Raw genomic sequence first — 18,220 nt, 5'->3', positions numbered from 1 at the left:
CGAAATCGCGCACTCCCGGCGGCTGTGCGGGCGCGTCGATGTCGCTCGCGATCGCCCGCCCATCGACGTAGAGACCATAGCGAAAGCTGTTGGCGGGACTGCGCGCGTGCTTCACGATCGCCGCGAGAAGATCCGGTCGGCCACCCTCGGCATATTCCTTCTTCAGCGTCGCGGTCTGTTTGGCGAGATCCTCGTCCTGCAGGCTCACGAACGACGCATGTGCCGCAATGTAGATCGCTGCCCCGAGCAGGGCCACGGCCGTCGCACAGACGGCAGTATAGGCAAACGACAGCCGGTAGGCGGCGCTGCGCGCGACCCTATCCAGAATCGCACAGGCGATAGCCGATACCTTGGATCGTTTCGATCGGGTCGCCTTGACCCGAGCTTCGGAGCTTGCCGCGAAGCCGGCTGACGTGGCTGTCCACGACGTTGGTGCTCGGGTCATAATGGATCTGCCAGATCTGCTCGAGGAACATCTTGCGCGTGATCGGCCGCCCGACATTGCGCGCCATCAGCGCCAGCACGTCGAATTCACGGGGTTGCAGCGGGACGTAGCGGCCGCCCCGATGAACGTGACGGGACAGGAGGTCGATCTCCAATTCATCGATCACGATTTTTGCGGGCGCCTCGGCTATGCGACGGTGGAGCGCACCCAGTCTCGCGACCAGTTCGTCCAGCGCGAAGGGCTTGACAAGGTAGTCGTCTCCACCCGCATCGAGGCCTTCGACCCGATTGGTCACCGAGCCAAGCGCGGTCAGGACGAGGATCGGCAGGCGGCTGCCTCGGCGGCGGAGTTCGCGCAGCGCCTCCATTCCATCCATGTCGGGTAGCATTCGGTCTAGCACGGCGGCATCGAACCGGCCGCGCTCCATCGCGGCCAGCGCGGCGGACCCCGTGGCTACGAGGGTCGCACGATGCCCTCGCGCAGCGAGGCCGGCGCAGATCAGCTCGCCGGTGCGCGCGTCGTCTTCGACCACCAGGACATCCACGCACGCCTCCCGCGACGGTCTTCCACCGTCAGCCCTAGTCGACCTAGGCCCTCCTCGCCAAGAGTCCGGAGCGTCTCCGAAGTGCAACAAACATTGGCAGTTGGCCACATTCGCCCGACCGGTGAGGGCGTTCGCCGGGCTGTCACAAAATCATCGCACCGCCACAGCGCGACGTGGGCGCGGTTAGGCGAGCGCCCGCGGATCAGGGGAACGGGCATGACATCCAAAGCTATCCTAAGCACTTCCGTAGCGATCATGGGTTTGGCCGTCGCTCAGCCGGCATGGGCCGACGACGCCACCAGCACGGCACCGGGGCCGACGATCGTCGTGACCGGCATCCGCCAGCAGAGCAGCGAGGTGAAGCGCAACGCCTCCAACGTGATCGACATCCGGTCCGGCGAACAGATCCGCGCGTTGCCCGATGCCAATGCCGCCGAGGCCCTGCAGCGTATTCCCGGCGTTTCGCTGGAGACCGACACGGGTGAGGGGCGGTTCGTCAACATCCGCGGCATGGACGCGGACCTCAACGGGACAAGTTATGACGGTGTTCACCTGACCGCGTCGAATCCCTCCTCACCGCAGGGCGGAAGCCGCGCCGTCGCGCTGGACGCTTTTCCGTCCGGCATCTTGGGCGGCATCGAGGTGATCAAATCACTCAACCCCGAATACGACGCGGAAGGACTCGGCGGCCTCGTCAACATCCTCCCCCGCGACATCGCCGCGAACCAGTCGCTGCTCATCGAGGGGAGCGGCGGGCTTGGCGACGAGACGCTGCACGGCACCTTGCGCGAACGGGGCGACATCACCGTTGGCGGCGGGTTCGGCCAGACCGGTAACGAGCATCGACTGAGCGTCGTGCTGTCCTATGCTTATGATCGGGACAAGCGCAACATCGACGATGTCGAGGCGGATTATATCAACGACCCGACCGTCGTTCCGGCCGGCACCAGCGCCTTTCTAGCCAGCAAGGCGTTCGACGATGTCCAGCCGCGGCGTTACATTTACCAGCGTACCCGGCAGGGCCTTTCGGGCGGAATCGTCTTCCGTCCAGACGAGAACACCCGCCTGTATGTGCGCGGACTCGACACCGGTTATGTCGAGCGCGCAAACAAGCACGAATTCGTCCTGAAGAACCTCGCCGACAACATCGTCTCCGTGGACAATGCGACCGGAGACATCACCTCGAGCGGCGTGGAGCTCGACCAGAAAGCCATCTCGACCAAGGAGATCGTCCACAACGATCTGATCGAGGGCGGCGGCGAGACCAGCTTTGGCGGGATCAAGCTCGATGGAAAGGTCGCCTATACGAAGGGCCGCGACCGTTTTCCCTATTCCTACTCCACGACCTTCGCCGACAAGGGCGTGACGGCAGTTTATAACAACACCAACGCGGACGTCCCCGTTTTCCACACTGCCGATGGCACGGATATCACCGATCCCTCGAACTTCTCCAGCTTCAAGGGTGATAACGGGCCATCCGCCAACAGCGACAGCGAATTCAGCGCGATCGCGAACCTCACGGTCCCGCTTGGCGAGGATATTGGCGCAATCAAGATCGGCGGAAACCTGCGCCAGCGCGCGCGTCATGCCTCCGCGGCGGCGGCGGACCTGTCGGTGCCGGACGGCGCGACCTATGCGGATTATGCGAGCAGCGGGAACGACATATTCTACGGTGGCGCCTACAATATCGGCAGCAAACCCGACTACCACGCGATCGAAGGTCTGACCCAGGATACGCTCGTCGACGATCCGACCGCCTTCGCGCATGACAGCGAGGACGTTTACGGCGGATACGCCCAATATACCGGTACGTTCGGCAATTTGACCCTGGTCGGTGGCGTGCGTGTCGAGGCGACCCGCGCGACCTACCGCGCCAACGCCATCGACGAAGCCGGCAACGTCACGCTCAACGCCAATCATACCAGCTATACGAACGTGTTTCCTGCACTCAACCTGCGCTACCGCTTGAACGACCAACTGCAAGTTCGTGCCGCATTCTCGACCGCGATCGGGCGCCCCGGCTTCCAGCAGATCAGCGCCGCGCGCAGCTACGACACGGTCAACGACGTGGTCAGCCAAGGCAATCCCAGCCTCAAGCCGACCTACGGCAAGAATCTCGACGCCACCATCGAATATTACTTCAGCAAGGACAGCTTCCTGTCCGTGGGTGTCTTCTACAAGTGGTTCAACAATTACATCATCTCGACCACCCAGCGCGGCGTGACGTACACGGGCGGCCCCTTCACGGACACCGTGGTCGAACTGGACAGCTTCTCGAACATCGGCGCGGCGCATGCCTATGGCCTCGAGGCTCAGGTGCATGAACGCTTCGCCTTCCTGCCGCAGCCGCTCGACGGTTTCGGCTTCGACGGCAACGTCACTCTGGTCGGCTCGCATGGCGAAATCCGCCAGGGCGAAACGCATACCCTGCCGCAGACCTCGCCGATCAACTTCAACGCATCGCTTTTCTACGAGAGCCCGCGCTTCAAGGCGGAGGTCGCCTCGACCTATGTATCGCGCAATCTGTGGGCGGTAGGCGATTCCGATGCGACCGACCTGTACTCGCAACCGCGCTTCCGGCTCGACGCGAGCATCGATTTTGCGGTGACCCCGCGCGTCCATGTGTTCGCAGAGGCCAAGAACCTCACCAACACCAAGCTGGAATTCACCCAGACGTCGAGCCGCCAATATCCCGTGCAGCGCGAATATTACGACCGGGATTTCCTGGGCGGCGTCCGTATCAACTTCGATCGATAGGACGGCGGAATGAGCGAGGGAACAACCATGAGGACGATCGCGCATCTCGCCGCCGCCGGCATCCTGTTCGCGGGCGCGCCGTTCGCGAGCAGCGCCCATATGCCGGTCCCCGACGGGCTCATCGTGGATCACGTCGTGATGCTGATGCGCCATGGCGTGCGGCCACCGACGCATGAGCCGGCGATGCCGCCGGGAATCGCCAGCCAGGCTTGGCCGGGCTGGGACGTGCCGCCGGGCTGGCTCACCGCGCATGGTGCGCTGGCGATCACGCGCATGGCCGACTGGGACGGAGCCGAATTGCGGCACGCGGGACTGTTGCCGGCCACGGGTTGCCCTGCCGCCGGCACGGTCCGCGTGATCGCCGACAGCGATGAGCGCACCATCGCGACAGCCGAAACCTGGCTCCACGCGGTAGCCCCGGCGTGCGGGCTGGTCAGCGAGCACCCCCCACAGGGGCAGCATGATCCGGTGTTCGATGGTATCCCCGCCATGCAGTCGGGCTACGATCCGGATCGCGCGACCGAAGCCGCGCGAAACGCCGCCGGGCCGGGTGGCGTGGCAGCGCTTGCGATCCAGGCGAAGCCGCTCATCGCCCGACTCGATGCGATCTTGTGCGGAGGGGAGACCGGCGGATGCGGCATCGGTGGTGAGCCGAGCGCGATCGTTCCGGCGACGCCGGGCAAGGCGCCCAAGTTGACGGGCGCGCTCGGCGAGGCAGCAAGCGCAGCCCAGACGCTGCTGCTCGAATATGCGGAGGGCAAACCCATCGCCGAGGTCGGATGGGGCCGGGCGAACGCCGGTGATATCGCCGCGCTGTCGGAATTCCACGCGATCGAGTTTCGCCTGCTGGCACGTCCCCGATATCTTGCCGCCGCCCATCTCAACGCCATCATTCCGCTGATCGAGCAGGGGTTGTCGGGGCCGGCCATCGTGACGGTGATCTCCGGCCACGATGCGAACGTCGCCGATCTGGGCGGCCTGCTCGCGGTCGATTGGCATGTACCGGGTCTTGCCGCAGATGATCCGATTCCCGGAGGCGCGCTGGTATTGACGCGCCTGCACGACCGGAATGGCCGCCACTACGTACGCATAACATACCGCTCGCAGGCTCTCGAGCAGATCCGGTCCGCTCGCCCGCTGGCTGCCGACGACCCCTATGAGGTGGCGCTCATGCCGAAGGGATGCTCGGTCCCGGATCATCCGGGGCTCTGCACGCCGGAGCAGTTCACCATTGCACTGACGGCCCAGCCTTAAGGCGTCAGCTGCGCGTTCGGCTGATCGTGTCGGGGCGCTGCCCCGCACGCTGCGGCAGCAGCGCAATCAGCACGATGATCATAGCCGCGAGAATGGGGTTGCAAGCGACCGGCTTGTCAAGGAAATCGCCCATGGTCTCGCCCAGCGTGGCGCACAGGATCTTGACGATCCAGAAACCGAGCGTGGCCGCCGGAACCCTGGTCAACGCGGCGCGAGCATCGTCGGCCACTCCGCAATTCCTACGGAATTCGCTTTCATGAACCCGGAGCCATCACGAGGATATGGAAGCTGCCGGCCACCATCGGACCGTGGTGGGCGGGGGGTACGGCCGGACCGAACCGGGCGGCGGGCAGATAGAGCCGGCCCGTGTCCGGGTCGAGGGCGGCGGTGCGCGCACTCGTCTCCGTCGGGATCGATGGTTCTTCGACCGCCTTGCGGCCGTCCATGCGGATGATCGAGAGCGTCCCGCTCTTGCCGCAGGGGACGAGGAAGCGATGATGCGCCCCGTCCCAGATCGCGGTGTCGGGGCCGAGCCCGATGGACAGGAGACTCACCATCTGCCGGGTCTTGGGATCGACAAGCGCAGCCTTGCCGTTGCCGCACGCGCTGAGCGAGAGCCCGGCCTCGGGATCGTAGGCCATGCCCGTCGGCCCCTCGCAACCGGGCAACGCGATGATGCCGGCGGCCTTTCCGGCGAGCAGGTCGACCAGGTCGATCTCGCTGGCCGTCTCGTTGTTCACGGCAAGCAAGGCGGGGGAAACCAGCACCGGGAATTCGAGGCCAGGCTTGAGCGCGATCCTGCGCGTCTCGACATGGCGAGCGAGGTCGATTTCGGAAACCGCGCCGCCATCCGAATCCATCACATAGGCCTTGTCGCCTTTGGCAGACACAATCGCGGCGTCGGGATCCGCACCGACTGGGATGTGCGCCACCTCGGCTCCGCTGGTCTCGTCGAGGATGCGCACGGTGTTGTCGTGCGCACTGCTGACGAGAAGCGCGTTGGTGCCGGGGATCGCTGCCACACCGTGAGCATGTTCGATACTGCCCACCGAGCGCACTTCGGCGCTCTGGCCCGGGTCGATCACGAGCACGTCCTTGCCATGGGCAACCAGCAGCCGCTTGTGCGCCTCATCCCAGTTGACGATGTCCCAGCCATCGTCGGCGGCGCGGATCGTCCCGGCGTTGGAGAACGCCGGTCGGGGTGCCGCCGCCGCGGTTTCGACGGCGAGTGCTGCACAGAGCGCGAGCATGCCGACCTGCCTGGATGATATCCGCATGGAGCGCCTGTCCCTTCGATTTCGTGACCGTCAGCGGCTTAGGCGCAGGCCCAGGAGACTCGCAAGTTGGCAATCGCCAATGTCGGATTTCACTCGGAACGCCTGCTCCAGACCGACAAAAGCGCAGTGCGGCGTGCTCCACGCGATCGGCCGCCCGGACCATCGAAGTGATGGAGCGCTGCAAGGGAGTACCGCGCTCGGAAGGGCGGCTTCGAGCTGACGGCAATCACCTTCCGCCGAGACGTCAGAGAAGAAACTTCTTTTTCTCTGACGCTGCTTTCGGCATGCCGAGTGCGACACAAACATGGGACAAATGGGTGTGGTATGCGTCTCGAGGAGGATTGTATTTACAGCGGGTTGACACACTGGTGTAACGGGTCCTGCGATCCTCGCAGGGAATCCAGGCAGCAGATTTTTCCGAAAGTCAGCCCGTCGCGTCGAGAATTTTCGCAACGATCTGCTCGGGTGTGCCGTCCACGATCACCTGATCGTCCTTGCCGAAGCTGATCAGCGATTCTGCGGGATTGTTGTGAGCGCAGAAAATAGCGCCGATCCGTTCGGATTGATCGCGACGGGCTTGCCATTGGACTTGGTGAACCAGACGAACTTCATCGGATTTCCCCTGAAACGCGTGCCGAGCCGCGTATGTCGATGAAAAGTGTCTATCGGATGGTGGTCGCCTCGTAAAATTTCGTGGCCAGTAGTTGCCGCAAGCATGTGCCATTCCGGGGTGCGGTGCAGCATGAGCATTTGGAATTGTTTCGCCGCAGGTCTATCAAACGCTCGATTCGGGCGGGGATAGGCAAATGTCGTTCATGGGTTTTTTCCCGAGTGATCGGGAGCGCAGGCTGGCACGCGATGAGGCTGTCGAAGCCATCGACAAGCATGGTGATCAGGCCGAAACGATCCTGCTCATGAAGGCCCAGCAGAGCCGTTCGCCGGAACGCCGGACGATCTATCGCCTGGCCCGCCAGATCGTGCGCGGACGGGGCGAATAGACGAAATTCGCCGAGCTTCCATCGATTGATCAGGGGTCATCGCGCTCATCGCGCGGCGATGGCTTGCGGAAGGGGCTGTCATCGCGGCGCGGCTCGAACAGTCGCCAGATCTGGGTCTGATGGTCCATGATCATCGGTGCTTCGCATCTTCGACAATAAGCACGCCAGTCCAGGCCGTCATGCCAGGCACTTTTGCGATCTCGATTGTGACCAAGAAAGGAACAGAGCAATTTTGACATGACGCGTCCCCCCGGAGCGATCACAGATTATCATGCCTCCGCCTGATTCGCATCTTGCTACAGGTCTTTTTATCTGGGGAATTATTTACCAGTTTTGGTTAACGAAAATCGACGAAGCTGCGCGGATTTGCGACACAGGCCTCGAGAAGGTCCGGATGATCGGGCGGCAGCCTTTTCTTTTCGGGCGTGGCGGATAGGTTCGGCGGGCCAAGAAAGGGGCCGTACATGCGTTTCATGCTTGCCTGCCTGCTTGCCGCTCTTCCTGCCAGAGTCCTGGCGATTACGCCGCCCGAACCCTTATTCTCGCCCCAGCGCCTGTCCGGCCATATCCGCACCCTGTCGTCCGATGCGTTCGAGGGGCGGGGGCCAGCGACCGCGGGCGAGACCAAGACGCTCGCTTACCTGATCCAGCAATTCCAGGCTGCGGGGCTCCAGCCGGGCGGCCCATTGAAGAACGGCAAGCGCGGCTGGACTCAGGACGTGCCGTTGCTCCGTTCCGAGATCGTCGGACAGCCGGACATCGCGATGGACATTGCGGGCGCGAAGACGCCGCTGGTGCAGGGTAACGAAATCGCGATCCGCGCGCCGATGGACGGCGAGAAGACGATCGCCATCGACAATGCGCCGCTCATCTTCGTCGGTTACGGCGTGAAGGCGCCCGAGCGCAACTGGGACGATTTCAAGGGCGTCGACCTGCACGGCAAGATCATGGTCGTGCTGGTCAACGATCCCGATTACGAAACAGGGCAGGGCGATTTCGGCGGCAAGGCGATGACTTATTACGGCCGCTGGACCTACAAATATGAGGAAGGCGCGCGGCAGGGCGCGGCGGGCGTGATCGTGATCCACGAGACCGATCCTGCCTCCTATGGCTGGGCGACGGTCAAGAACAGCAACACGAACCCGCAGTTCGATATCGTCCGCAAGGATCCGAAGGCCAGCCACACGGCGATGGAGGCGTGGATCCAGCGCGATCTGGCGGTGAAGCTGTTCCAGACCTCCGGTCTCGATTTCGAGGCGCTGAAGAAGCAGGCACAGACGCGCGATTTCAAGCCGGTCGAGCTCAAGGCGACGATGAGCGCCGCCTACACCGCCAACGTCTCCACCATCACCTCGCACAATGTGCTGGCGCGGCTGCCCGGCACGAAGCATCCGGGCGAGACGGTGATGTACACCGCCCACTGGGATCATCTCGGAGTCGGCGCACCGGATGCGAAGGGCGATCGTATCTACAACGGCGCGGTCGACAACGGCACCGGGCAGGCGGCGCTTCTGGAACTGGCGCGCGCCTTCGCCTCGCTGCCGCGCACCGATCGCAGCCTCGTCTTCATGGCGGTGACGGCGGAGGAGAAGGGGCTTCTCGGCTCAGAATTTTACGCGACGAACCCGGTCTATCCGCTGGCGACCACGGCGGGCGTGATCAACATGGATGCGCTGTCGGTCACGGGGCCGACGAAGGATTTCACGATCTCGGGCACCGCGAAGCTCGGCCTGCTCGACGACCTAATCGCGGAAGGCAGGAAGCAGGGCCGCTCCTACACGCCCGATCCGCGTGTCGAGGCGGGCGGCTTCTATCGTTCGGACCATTTCTCGATGGCCAAGCGCGGGGTGCCGGCGATCAGCTTCGGATCGGGCCGCGACCTGGTGAATGGCGGGCGCGAGAAGGGCGATGCGCTGGCCAAGGACTATACCGCCAACCGATACCACCAGCCGGGTGACGAATGGTCGGCCGATTGGGATCTCTCCGGCATGGCGCAGGATGTGGGCCTGCTCTACGATCTCGGTCGCGATCTCGCCAATTCACGCGAGTGGCCGAACTGGTCCGAGGACAGCGAATTCCGGGCTGAGCGGGACAAGACGGCGGCGGAGCGCCGTTGATGGCCGGCGGCGGATCGGCGCGCGACGAGGGGCTGGATCGCGGCATCGGCACCTATGCCCTCGCCACCGCAACGGTGAATGCGGTGATCGGCGCGGGCATCTTCTCGCTGCCCGCCGGCATGGCGCGTGCCGCCGGGCCCTATGCGCTAATCGCCTATCTGCTCTGTGCTCTGGCGATGGCGGCGGTGGTGCTGTGCTTCGCCGAGGCCGGCAGCCGGGTGCCGACCTCGGGCGGCCCCTACGGATATGTGGGCGAGGCGTTCGGGCCGATGGTGGGGCTGGTGGCGGGCATCCTCACTTGGCTCGGCTGCGTGCTGGCGTCGGGCGGCATCGCGGCCGGGTTGGCCGATGCCCTGGGCAAGCTCGTGCCGGCACTCGCTGGGCCTGCGCCGCGACTGCTGATCATCGTCGGCGTGCTGGGCGGGCTGGTCGGGATCAACCTGCTCGGGGTGCGCACCGCCTCGCGTCTGCTCGCCGCCGGAGCGACGGTGAAGCTGGTGCCGCTGCTGCTGTTCGTCGGCATCGGCTTGTTCTTCCTCGATCCGGCCAAGCTCTCGATCGGTGCGGCCCCCGATGCGGGCGGCATCGGACGCGCGATACTGCTCTCCCTCTTCGCCTTCCAGGGCATGGAAACCTCGCTCGGCGCGAGTGGGGAGGTACGCGATCCGGCGCGTACGCTGCCGCGCGCGCTGATCTCGGCGATGGCCTTCGTGACGCTGGCCTATATCACCATCCAGTGCGTGGCCCAGGGGCTGCTCGGCGATGCGCTGGGTGCCTCGAAGGCGCCGCTCGCGGACGCCATGGCGCTGATCGACCCGCGTCTCGGCCTGCTGCTGCTGATCGGGACGGCCCTGTCGATGGCGATCTGGCTCGGCAGCGATCTGCTCGGCGCACCGCGCCTGCTCTTCGCCTTCGCGCGCGACGGCTTCCTGCCCGCGCCGCTCGGGCGGCTTTCGAAGCGGCAGGTGCCCGCCAATGCCATCATAACCCATGCGGTGATCGGCGTTATACTGGCGGTTACGGGCACGTTCGAGGAGCTGGTGGTGCTCGCCGCGCTGGCGAGTTGCGCGCTCTATATTGCAGGCTGTCTTGCAGCATGGCGGCTGCGTGTGCGCGAAGTGGCGCAGGCCGGGGAGCCTGTCCGCCTGCCGTGGCTGGGCCTGTGGGTGGTGCTGGGTTCGGGATCGATGCTGGTCGCGATCGCGCTGGGCAGCCGGGCCGAGATCGGCGGGCTGATCGGCGTGATCTTGGCCTCGATGCTGCTCTACGTGATCGCGAAGAGGTAAGGCGGGCGCGGACGGAGCGGGTCGGCCTCGGCCGCCCGGTTTATCTCGCGATATCCTTGCGGACATCCGCGCGGCTCTCGACCGCGCCCGCCGGGTGGCGAATCCACTCCTGCAATCGCCGCGCTAGTCTTTGCAATCGCACGCGTCAAACCTGATCGCGGTGTCAGGCCTCCAATGCCGCGTCGCTGTGGCCTTTGTGCCCGCCGCGCGTGAACAGCCAGCGGACCAGCACGAAGAACATCGGCACGAAGAAGATGGCGAGGCTGGTCGCGGTGATCATGCCGCCGACCACCGCCGTGCCGATCGCGACGCGGCTCTGCGCGCCGGCACCGGTCGCGATGGCGAGCGGGATCACGCCCGCCACGAAGGCCAGCGAGGTCATCAGGATCGGGCGCAGGCGCAGCTTGGCGGCTTCCATCGCGGCCTCCATCGGCGTCTTGCCGCGTTCCTCGGCGAACTCGGCGAACTCGACGATCAGGATGGCGTTCTTGGCCGAAAGGCCGATGGTGGTGAGCAGGCCGACCTGGAAATAGATGTCGTTGTCGAGACCCCGCACCATCACCGCGAGCACGGCGCCGATCACGCCCAAGGGGATCACCATCAGGACCGAGATCGGGATCGACCAGCTCTCGTAGAGCGCCGCGAGGCACAGGAAGATCACCAGAACCGACAGTGCATAAAGGTACGGTGCCTGCCCAGTCGACAGCCGCTCCTGATAGGAGAGGCCGGACCAGCTGGTGCCGATCCCGGGAACCTGCTCGGCAAGCTTCTGAATCTCGTCCATCGCCGCGCCCGAGCTGCTGCTCGCCGACGCCTGGCCCTGGATCTCGTAGGATGACACGCCGTTGAAGCGTTGCAGCGTCGAAGGCGCCTTGGTCCAGCTGGTCGTCGAAAAGGACGAGAAGGGGGCCATTGTGCCGTTGGTCGAGCGGACGTGCCAGTCGGCGAGATCCTCGGGCGATCCGCGATAGGGGGCGTCGCCCTGGATGTAGACGCGCTTCACCCGGCCGCGATCGATGAAGTCGTTGACGTAGGTGCCGCCGAACCCGGCTGACAGGGTGGAGTTGACGTCCGCCTGCGCCAGGCCGAGCGCGCCGACCTTCGCCTCGTCGACATCGATATGCAGGTGGGGCGTGTCCTCCAGCGAGCCGAGGCGCACCGCGTCGAGGATCGGGTCCTGATTGGCCTCGGCGATGATCTTGTCCTTGGCCGCCGCGAAGTCCTCGCGGCTGAGATTGCCCTGGTTCTGGATCTCCAGCGTGAAGCCGTTGGTCTGGCCGAGGCCGCGGATGGCGGGCGGCAGCACCGTCAACACACGCGCGTCGCGCAGGCCGCCCATCGCCTTCTGCGCGCGATCGACGACCGCCTGCGCACTGTTCTTCGATCCCTTGCGGTCGTCCCACGGCTTGAGCAGCAGGAAAGCCTGGCCGGTATTGTCGCCGGTACCCGAGAAGCTGCGACCGGTATTGGCGAACATGTCTTGCACGTCGCCTTCCTTGTGCAGGAAGTAGTTCTCGGCCGCCTGGCTGACCTTGTTGGTGCGATCCTGCGTTGCGCCGGCCGGCAGGAAATATTGCACGATCGCCTGGCCGATATCCTCGGTCGGCAGGAAGCCGGTGGGCAGGCGGATGAACAGGAAACCGAGCAGCGCCACGACGCCCACGAAGGCGATCATGAACCAGCGCGTGCGCTCGATCACATAACCGACGCCGCCCTGATATTTATTGACGCCCTTGTCGAAGGTGCGGTTGAACCAGCCGAAGAAACGATCCGACGTGCGGGTGAAGACGTTGTCGCGCTTGTGGCCCTCCTCCTCATGCTTGGGCTTGAGGAGGGTGGATGTCAGCGCCGGGGTCAGGATCAGGGCGACGATCACGGACAGCACCATCGAGGAGACGATGGTGATCGAGAACTGCCGATAGATCGTGCCGGTCGATCCGCCGAAGAAGGCCATCGGCAGGAACACGGCGGAGAGCACCATGGCGATGCCGATCAGCGCGCCGGAGATTTCCTCCATCGACTTGGCGGTAGCATCATAGGGGGAGAGCTTCTCCTCCTCCATGATGCGCTCGACATTCTCGACGACCACGATCGCGTCGTCGACGAGCAGGCCGATCGCCAGCACCATGCCGAACAGGGTCAGCGTGTTCACCGAATAGCCGGCGGCGGCGAGGATGCCGAAGGTGCCGAGCAGCACGACCGGCACCGCGATCGCCGGGATCAAAGTGGCGCGCCAGCTCTGCAGGAAGACGTACATGACGATGACGACGAGGATGATCGCCTCGATCAGCGTCTTCTCGACTTCGGCGACCGAGAGCTTGATGAAGTCCGTGCTGTCGCGGACGTAGGCGACCTTGTAGCCGGCCGGGAAAGTGTCAGACAGTTGCTGCACCTTGGCGCGGACGGCCTCCGAGGTCTTGAGCGCGTCGGCACCCGGCGCGAGGCTGACCGCAAGACCGGCGGCAGGGTGGGCGTCGTAGCGTGAGACCGACGTATATTGTTCCTGCCCGAGCTCGACGCGCGCGACGTCGCTGAGGCGCACCACCGAACCATCGGTTTCGGTTTTCAGGATGATATCGCGGAATTCCTGCGGGGTCGTCAGGCGCGACTGGGCGGTGACGGTGGCGTTGAGTTCCTGCCCGGGCGCCGATGGCTGCGCGCCGATCAGGCCGGCGCCGACCTGCACGTTCTGCGCCTCGATCGCGTTCGTCACGTCCGACGGCATCAGTTGGTGCGCGTTCAGCTTGAACGGGTCCAGCCAGACGCGCATCGCATATTGGGTGCCGAACGCGTCCACCTCGCCGACGCCGTTCACGCGGCTCAGCGGGTCCTGCAGCTTGGAGACCATGAAGTCGGCGACGTCCGCCGAGGTCGACTGGTCCGAACTGTCGTAGAGACCGACGATCAGCAGGTAATCGGGCTGGCGCTTCTGGACGGTGAGGCCCTGTTGCTGCACCTGCTGGGGCAAGCGGGGCAGCGCCTGCTGCACCTTGTTTTGCACCTGCACCTGCGCGATGTCCGGGTTGGTCCCGTTGGCGAAGGTGACGGTGATCGTGACGGTGCCGGAATCGCTCGACGTCGACTGGAAGTAGAGCAGCCCGTCCAGGCCGGTCAGCTGCTGCTCGATAACCTGCGTGACCGAATCCTCGAGCACTTCGGCCGACGCGCCCGGATAGGTGGCGTTGATGCCGACCGTGGGGGGCGAGATGTCCGGATATTGCTCGATCGGCAGGCGGGTCAGCGCGCCGATGCCGGCGAGCATGATCACGATCGCGATCACCCATGCGAAGATGGGCCGCTGGATGAAATAGCGCGAGATCATTGGGCGGCGCCCGACTGACCGCCCTTGCTGTCGGCGGCGCCCTTCTGGCCGCCCGGTTTCTGGTCGATCACGGCCGGGTTGTCGCTGGCCGTAACGGCGCGCACCGCCTGGCCGGGCTTGGCCTTGCTGCTGCCTTGCACGATGATCTTGTCGCCGGCCGCGATGCCGCCGGAGACGACCCACTGATTGTCGCTGAGGCCGTTGTCGGTCACCTTCTTCGAGGCGACCTTGCCGTCCGCACCGACCACCAGCACCGATGCCTGGCCCTTGGCGTCATGCGTCACCGCCGCCTCGGGCAAACGGAACACATTCTGCTGCACCGCCTGGCTTACCACCGCGCGGACATACATCCCCGGCAGGAGCAGGCCGTTCGGGTTGGGGAAGCGCGCGCGCAGCGTCACCGCGCCGGTCGAGGTATCGACCTGCACCTCGGAGAATTCGAGGCTGCCGGTCAGCGGATAATCCGTGCCGTCCTCCAGCTTGAGCTTGACCGCCGCCTTGTCCGGCATCGCGCCGCCCTTGGCGATCGCCTGGCGGAGCGCGAGCAGCTGGGTCGAGCTCTGCTGGATATCGACGTAGATCGGATCGAGCTGGGTGATGGAGGCGAGCGCGTCGGTCTGGCTCGCCGTCACCAGAGCGCCGGGCGTCACCGTCGAGCGGCTGATCCGGCCCGAGATCGGCGCGTTGACCCGCGTGTAATGAAGGTTGATCTGCGCGGTCTGCAGATTGGCGCGCTGCTGGACGATCGCGGCCTCGGCCTCACCGGCGGCGGCACGGGCGTCGGCGGCATCCTGCCTGGCGACGGCGTTGATCTTCTCGAGATCGGTGTAGCGATCCGCCTTGAGCTTAGCGGCGACGGCGGTCGCCTGGGCGGAGGCGAGCTGGCCCTGCGCCTGGGCGACGGCGGCGCGATAGAGCGCCGGATCGATCAGATAGAGCGGCTGGCCCTGATGGACGATACCGCCCTCGGTGAAGAGCCGCTTGAGGATGATGCCGGCCACCTGTGGCCGCACGTCCGATACCTGGAAGGCGTCGGTGCGCCCCGGCAGCTCGGTCGCCATCGCGGCGCTGCCGGGCTGGGCGACGATGACGCCGACGGTCGGGGTCGGCTTGGGCGGCTGCTTCTTGTCGCCCCCACAGCCGGCGAGCGCCAGCAGCGAGGCGGTGAGCAACATCGAGGCGGGGAGGCGGGGAAAAGGCATTGTCGGCGCGCATCTTATGCGTGTGTTGCGCGCTGATGTCAGTGCCGAAATGCTGGCATGACGAAAAAGTAAGGGGCGGCAGGCTTGCGCCTGCCACCCCAGCGTAACGAGCCTTCCGGTCCGTTGATCAGAACGCGATGTTGACGGTGCCGCTGAAGGTTCTCGGCGTGCCGACATAGACGTACTGCGCCGGATAGTTGAGGTTGCCGACCTGGCCGCTGAACCCGCCGACATAGAATTTGTCGAACAGGTTGGTCACGTTCAGCTGCAGGTAGGTCTTGTCGTTGAGGCCGAGGAACCCGAGGTTCAGGCGCGCGTCGAGATCGACCAGCGTGTAGGACGGCGTCTTGGCCGGATAGACGGCTTCGCTGAGATCGTTCTCGTTGAGGACCGGCGTATTCTGGTCGTTCACGTAGCGCGGGCCGGTGCGCTTGGCCTGCACGCCGACTTCGAGCGGGCCGAAGCTGCCCTGTACGCGGCCGCCGAACATGTAGGACGGCGAACCCGATTCCTGCTTGCCGCCGGTTGCGCGGATAATCGGCTGGGTGCGGCTCATGCAGGTGCCGGTGAGGCCGCCCGAGTCACCGAATTTCACGTTGTTGGCGGTGCAGAGGCCCTGCTGGAGATTGTCCAGAATCTTCGAGTGCAGGTACGAACCGAACGCATAGAGCGTGAAGTGGTGGTCCGGCGCGTAGGAGATGCTGCCGTCGAAGCCGTACTTATGCACGGTCCCGAGATTGGTATAGACGGTGATGGGGAGGCCGCCGGGGTTCTGCGGGTCCTCGATCGTCGATTCCTCGATCTTGTTGTGGAAGCTGGTGTACCAGCCGGACAGCTGCGCTTGGATATTGTGCGACTTGTAACGCAGACCGCCTTCGAAGTTGTAGCTCGTCTCCATTTTGGGCTTTGCCGCCGGATCGCCGACCGGGAAGGCGAAGCCGTCGTAGAGCGTGTCGGTGCTCGGCACCTGTAGGCCCTGCGAGTAATCACCGAACGCGCTCACGTGCGGCGTGAAATTGTAGGTGAAACCGGCGCTCGGCAGCACCTTGTTATAATTGTCGTGGCGGCTCTGCGGTGCCTGGTAGGACGGGTTGGCGGCAAGGAAGGCGGCCTGCGAGGCGGGATCGTTGAAGCAGTCGACGTAACCGTTGCCACCCGATTCCGAAACGCAGCGGTTGTTCAGGTCGCGCTTGAAGAACGGCGCGCGGACGCCGGCCTGGAGCACCAGCTTGTTGTCGAAGAACTCGCCGCGATACTCGCCCGAAACCTGGTTCAGGATCGAATAGGACAGGCGGTCGCGCTTCTCGATCGGGTTTCCGCTGGCATCCAGGATCGGATCGTTCTTCGGGAAGGAGGCGACTGGGCGGCCATCGGCAGCGAGGTAGCCGAGCTCGCCGGTCTGGTAGAGCTTGGCGTGATCCAGCGTATAGTTCACGCGCACCGTCTGGGTGGGCGCGATGTGCCAGATCAGGTTGGCGATCACGCCGTAGCGGTGGGTGATCGTGTTAGAAGGCGCATCCACGCTGACCGTGTCGAGCGTGTCGCCGTCGCCGTTCAGATCGACGCCACCCAGATAGGGCTTGCCGCCGATGAAGCCGTAGATGGTCTGGCCATTCACTTTCTTGGTGTAATTGCCTTCCGTCGCGGTCACGATCGAGCCGCCGTTGGCTTCGGTATAGCCGACGTTCGGCTCGACCGTCAGGATCAGGCCGTTGGCGAGCGTGAAGCGCGAGTTCAGGTGGATCTGCCAGATGTTCGTGGGGTTCTGGGTGTAGCCGTAATAGCCCGCTGCCGATGTGGCGCAGGCATTGGGCTTGTCGGCCTTGCCCGGCGTCGCAGCGGCGACGGTGCAGATCGGAGGCTTCGCGCTGATGTCGCTCGCCGAGCCGGGGAAGCTCGATTCCTGGAGCGTGAAGTCGTTGAAATGGTCGCCGCGGTTGCGATCGTAGAAGCCGGTCACCGAGACGAAGTCGCCATTGCTGCCGATCGGCTGATAGACCTTGGCGTTGACCTGCTTGCGATCGAGCTTGGAGCCCGAGTCATACGGATTGACGTCGCTCTGCTTGCTCGCGGAGACGAAGGCACGCGTGCCGTACTTGGTGAAATCGCCGGTATCGACGACGCCGAACAGGCGCATGAACTGCCACTGCCCCATCGAGCCCGCGAAGCGGACGTGGAAATCCTCGCTGGGATCTCGGATGGTGTAGTTGACGGTGCCACCGGTCGCCGAGGCGGTCGGGCTGTCGATGTCGGTCGAGCCGGTGCTGACCTCCACCTGCTTGATGATCTCGGGATCGACCTGCTCCTGCGAGTAGAGCGCGTAATTGCCCGAGTCATTGAGCGGGATGCCGTCGAACGTCTGCGAGATGCGCGACGAGTCGAAGCCGTGGATCGTGAGTGTTCCGCCGGCATCGCCGTACGGGCCGTTATTCTGGAAGCTGACACCCGGCAACATGTTGATGATGTCGTCGATCGACTGGCCGGCGCGCTGGCGGCCGATGAATTCGTCGGTCAGCGCGGTCTTCGCCTTGGGCGTCGACGAGACGGCCGTGCCCGCAACCGAACTGTCGCCGTTCTTGGCGGTGACGACGATCTGGCTCTTGTCGAATTCCTGCGTACCGGTGGACTGCGCAAAAGCCGGCGCGATGGCCGCGAGCGCCAGCGCCGAGACCGAGGCGCGCGCGATGATTCTGGTAGTAAGCATGTCTAAGCAACCCCCTTGAAGCGAATCCCTGTTCAGGTCGCTATGGTTCGATAGGGAGGGCCGCTAGGCTTTGGGAATGACAGTTTTGCTACAGCGACTTGTTTCCATTGCGCCGCATCATTTGATCGCTGTGGTGTTGCGATGCGGGCACACTATTCATCAGTCAGTCAGGATTAGCATCGGGCAACTTGTTAGTTTCTTTGAATCTTATCTGAGCCTCGCATAATGCTGCGACGAAGCGGATGCAGCACGCGATCGGCTGACACGATGATTGCAATGCGGCAATCTTGGTATCTGTCTGTATCAATCTTGTT

The 18,220-nt window shown here is 64.6% G+C and carries 12 protein-coding genes; 5 read left to right on the top strand and 7 right to left on the bottom strand.

The window, feature by feature from the left end; translation table 11 throughout:
* Positions 1–317: 317 nt before the first annotated feature.
* Positions 318–989 (bottom strand): response regulator, encoded by a 672-nt coding sequence (locus HZF05_RS21910; RefSeq protein ID WP_160362670.1) that lies wholly within the window; start codon positions 987–989, stop codon positions 318–320.
* 216 nt (positions 990–1,205) lie between these two features.
* Between HZF05_RS21910 and HZF05_RS13050 the strand changes: the two genes are divergently transcribed.
* Both HZF05_RS13050 and HZF05_RS13045 read left to right on the top strand, forming a co-directional pair.
* The gene (locus tag HZF05_RS13050; protein ID WP_160362669.1) at positions 1,206–3,746 is read left to right on the top strand and encodes a TonB-dependent receptor; all 2,541 of its coding nucleotides are present in this window, start codon (positions 1,206–1,208) and stop codon (positions 3,744–3,746) included.
* Positions 3,747–3,773: 27 nt separating this feature from the next.
* Positions 3,774–5,000 carry a histidine-type phosphatase gene (locus HZF05_RS13045; RefSeq protein WP_160362668.1) on the top strand — a complete coding sequence of 409 codons (1,227 nt, stop codon included), beginning with the start codon at positions 3,774–3,776 and terminating at the stop codon, positions 4,998–5,000.
* A gap of 4 nt (positions 5,001–5,004) precedes the next feature.
* On the opposite strand, the gene HZF05_RS22160 is transcribed toward HZF05_RS13045, so the two are convergent.
* From HZF05_RS22160 to HZF05_RS13030, 3 genes are all read right to left on the bottom strand, one after another.
* Entirely contained in the window at positions 5,005–5,229 is a 225-nt protein-coding gene (locus HZF05_RS22160) for a COG4705 family protein (RefSeq protein WP_343046889.1), read from the bottom strand.
* 25 nt (positions 5,230–5,254) lie between these two features.
* Positions 5,255–6,277 carry a YncE family protein gene (locus HZF05_RS13035; RefSeq protein WP_160362667.1) on the bottom strand — a complete coding sequence of 341 codons (1,023 nt, stop codon included), beginning with the start codon at positions 6,275–6,277 and terminating at the stop codon, positions 5,255–5,257.
* Positions 6,278–6,784: 507 nt separating this feature from the next.
* Positions 6,785–7,027 (bottom strand): hypothetical protein, encoded by a 243-nt coding sequence (locus HZF05_RS13030; protein ID WP_160362666.1) that lies wholly within the window; start codon positions 7,025–7,027, stop codon positions 6,785–6,787.
* Between the two features lie 56 nt (positions 7,028–7,083).
* On the opposite strand from HZF05_RS13030, the gene HZF05_RS13025 reads away from it, so the two are divergent.
* The 3 genes from HZF05_RS13025 to HZF05_RS13015 all read left to right on the top strand — a co-directional run bounded on the left by HZF05_RS13025 (position 7,084) and on the right by HZF05_RS13015 (position 10,678).
* Complete coding sequence (locus tag HZF05_RS13025) at positions 7,084–7,275, top strand: hypothetical protein (protein WP_160362665.1); 192 nt, start codon at positions 7,084–7,086, stop codon at positions 7,273–7,275.
* A gap of 464 nt (positions 7,276–7,739) precedes the next feature.
* Positions 7,740–9,392: a M28 family metallopeptidase gene (locus HZF05_RS13020; RefSeq protein ID WP_160362663.1), complete on the top strand. Its 1,653-nt coding sequence runs from the start codon at positions 7,740–7,742 to the stop codon at positions 9,390–9,392.
* A complete protein-coding gene (locus HZF05_RS13015; protein ID WP_160362662.1) occupies positions 9,392–10,678 on the top strand; it encodes an APC family permease in 1,287 nt (428 codons plus the stop codon). Before HZF05_RS13020 ends, HZF05_RS13015 begins: the two co-directional genes overlap by 1 nt.
* A 163-nt stretch (positions 10,679–10,841) precedes the next feature.
* Here HZF05_RS13015 and HZF05_RS13010 read toward each other — a convergent pair whose 3' ends face one another.
* From HZF05_RS13010 to HZF05_RS13000, 3 genes are all read right to left on the bottom strand, one after another.
* Complete coding sequence (locus HZF05_RS13010; RefSeq protein WP_160362661.1) at positions 10,842–14,000, bottom strand: efflux RND transporter permease subunit; 3,159 nt, start codon at positions 13,998–14,000, stop codon at positions 10,842–10,844.
* Positions 13,997–15,202, bottom strand: a complete 1,206-nt coding sequence (locus HZF05_RS13005) for an efflux RND transporter periplasmic adaptor subunit (RefSeq protein WP_160362660.1) — start codon at positions 15,200–15,202, stop codon at positions 13,997–13,999. Before HZF05_RS13005 ends, HZF05_RS13010 begins: the two co-directional genes overlap by 4 nt.
* Positions 15,203–15,329: 127 nt before the next feature.
* Positions 15,330–17,906 carry a TonB-dependent receptor gene (locus HZF05_RS13000; RefSeq protein ID WP_160362659.1) on the bottom strand — a complete coding sequence of 859 codons (2,577 nt, stop codon included), beginning with the start codon at positions 17,904–17,906 and terminating at the stop codon, positions 15,330–15,332.
* Positions 17,907–18,220 lie beyond the last annotated feature (314 nt).

Source organism: Sphingomonas chungangi, from assembly GCF_013778325.1.
Lineage (GTDB): Bacteria > Pseudomonadota > Alphaproteobacteria > Sphingomonadales > Sphingomonadaceae > Solisphingomonas > Solisphingomonas chungangi.
The sequence above is the reverse complement of the archived record's forward strand: the minus strand, read 5'-3'. Positions and strand labels throughout refer to the sequence as shown.

What these genes read in the sequence shown, in the direction of transcription:
- HZF05_RS13050 (WP_160362669.1), top strand. Translation starts at nt 1,206, where the DNA reads ATGACATCCAAAGCTATCCTAAGCACTTCCGTAGCGATCATGGGTTTG.
- HZF05_RS13015 (WP_160362662.1), top strand. Translation starts at nt 9,392, where the DNA reads ATGGCCGGCGGCGGATCGGCGCGCGACGAGGGGCTGGATCGCGGCATC.
- HZF05_RS13025 (WP_160362665.1), top strand. Translation starts at nt 7,084, where the DNA reads ATGTCGTTCATGGGTTTTTTCCCGAGTGATCGGGAGCGCAGGCTGGCA.
- HZF05_RS13000 (WP_160362659.1), bottom strand. Translation starts at nt 17,906, where the DNA reads ATGCTTACTACCAGAATCATCGCGCGCGCCTCGGTCTCGGCGCTGGCG.
- HZF05_RS13035 (WP_160362667.1), bottom strand. Translation starts at nt 6,277, where the DNA reads ATGCGGATATCATCCAGGCAGGTCGGCATGCTCGCGCTCTGTGCAGCA.
- HZF05_RS13030 (WP_160362666.1), bottom strand. Translation starts at nt 7,027, where the DNA reads ATGCTCATGCTGCACCGCACCCCGGAATGGCACATGCTTGCGGCAACT.
- HZF05_RS13045 (WP_160362668.1), top strand. Translation starts at nt 3,774, where the DNA reads ATGAGGACGATCGCGCATCTCGCCGCCGCCGGCATCCTGTTCGCGGGC.
- HZF05_RS13020 (WP_160362663.1), top strand. Translation starts at nt 7,740, where the DNA reads ATGCGTTTCATGCTTGCCTGCCTGCTTGCCGCTCTTCCTGCCAGAGTC.
- HZF05_RS13005 (WP_160362660.1), bottom strand. Translation starts at nt 15,202, where the DNA reads ATGCCTTTTCCCCGCCTCCCCGCCTCGATGTTGCTCACCGCCTCGCTG.
- HZF05_RS13010 (WP_160362661.1), bottom strand. Translation starts at nt 14,000, where the DNA reads ATGATCTCGCGCTATTTCATCCAGCGGCCCATCTTCGCATGGGTGATC.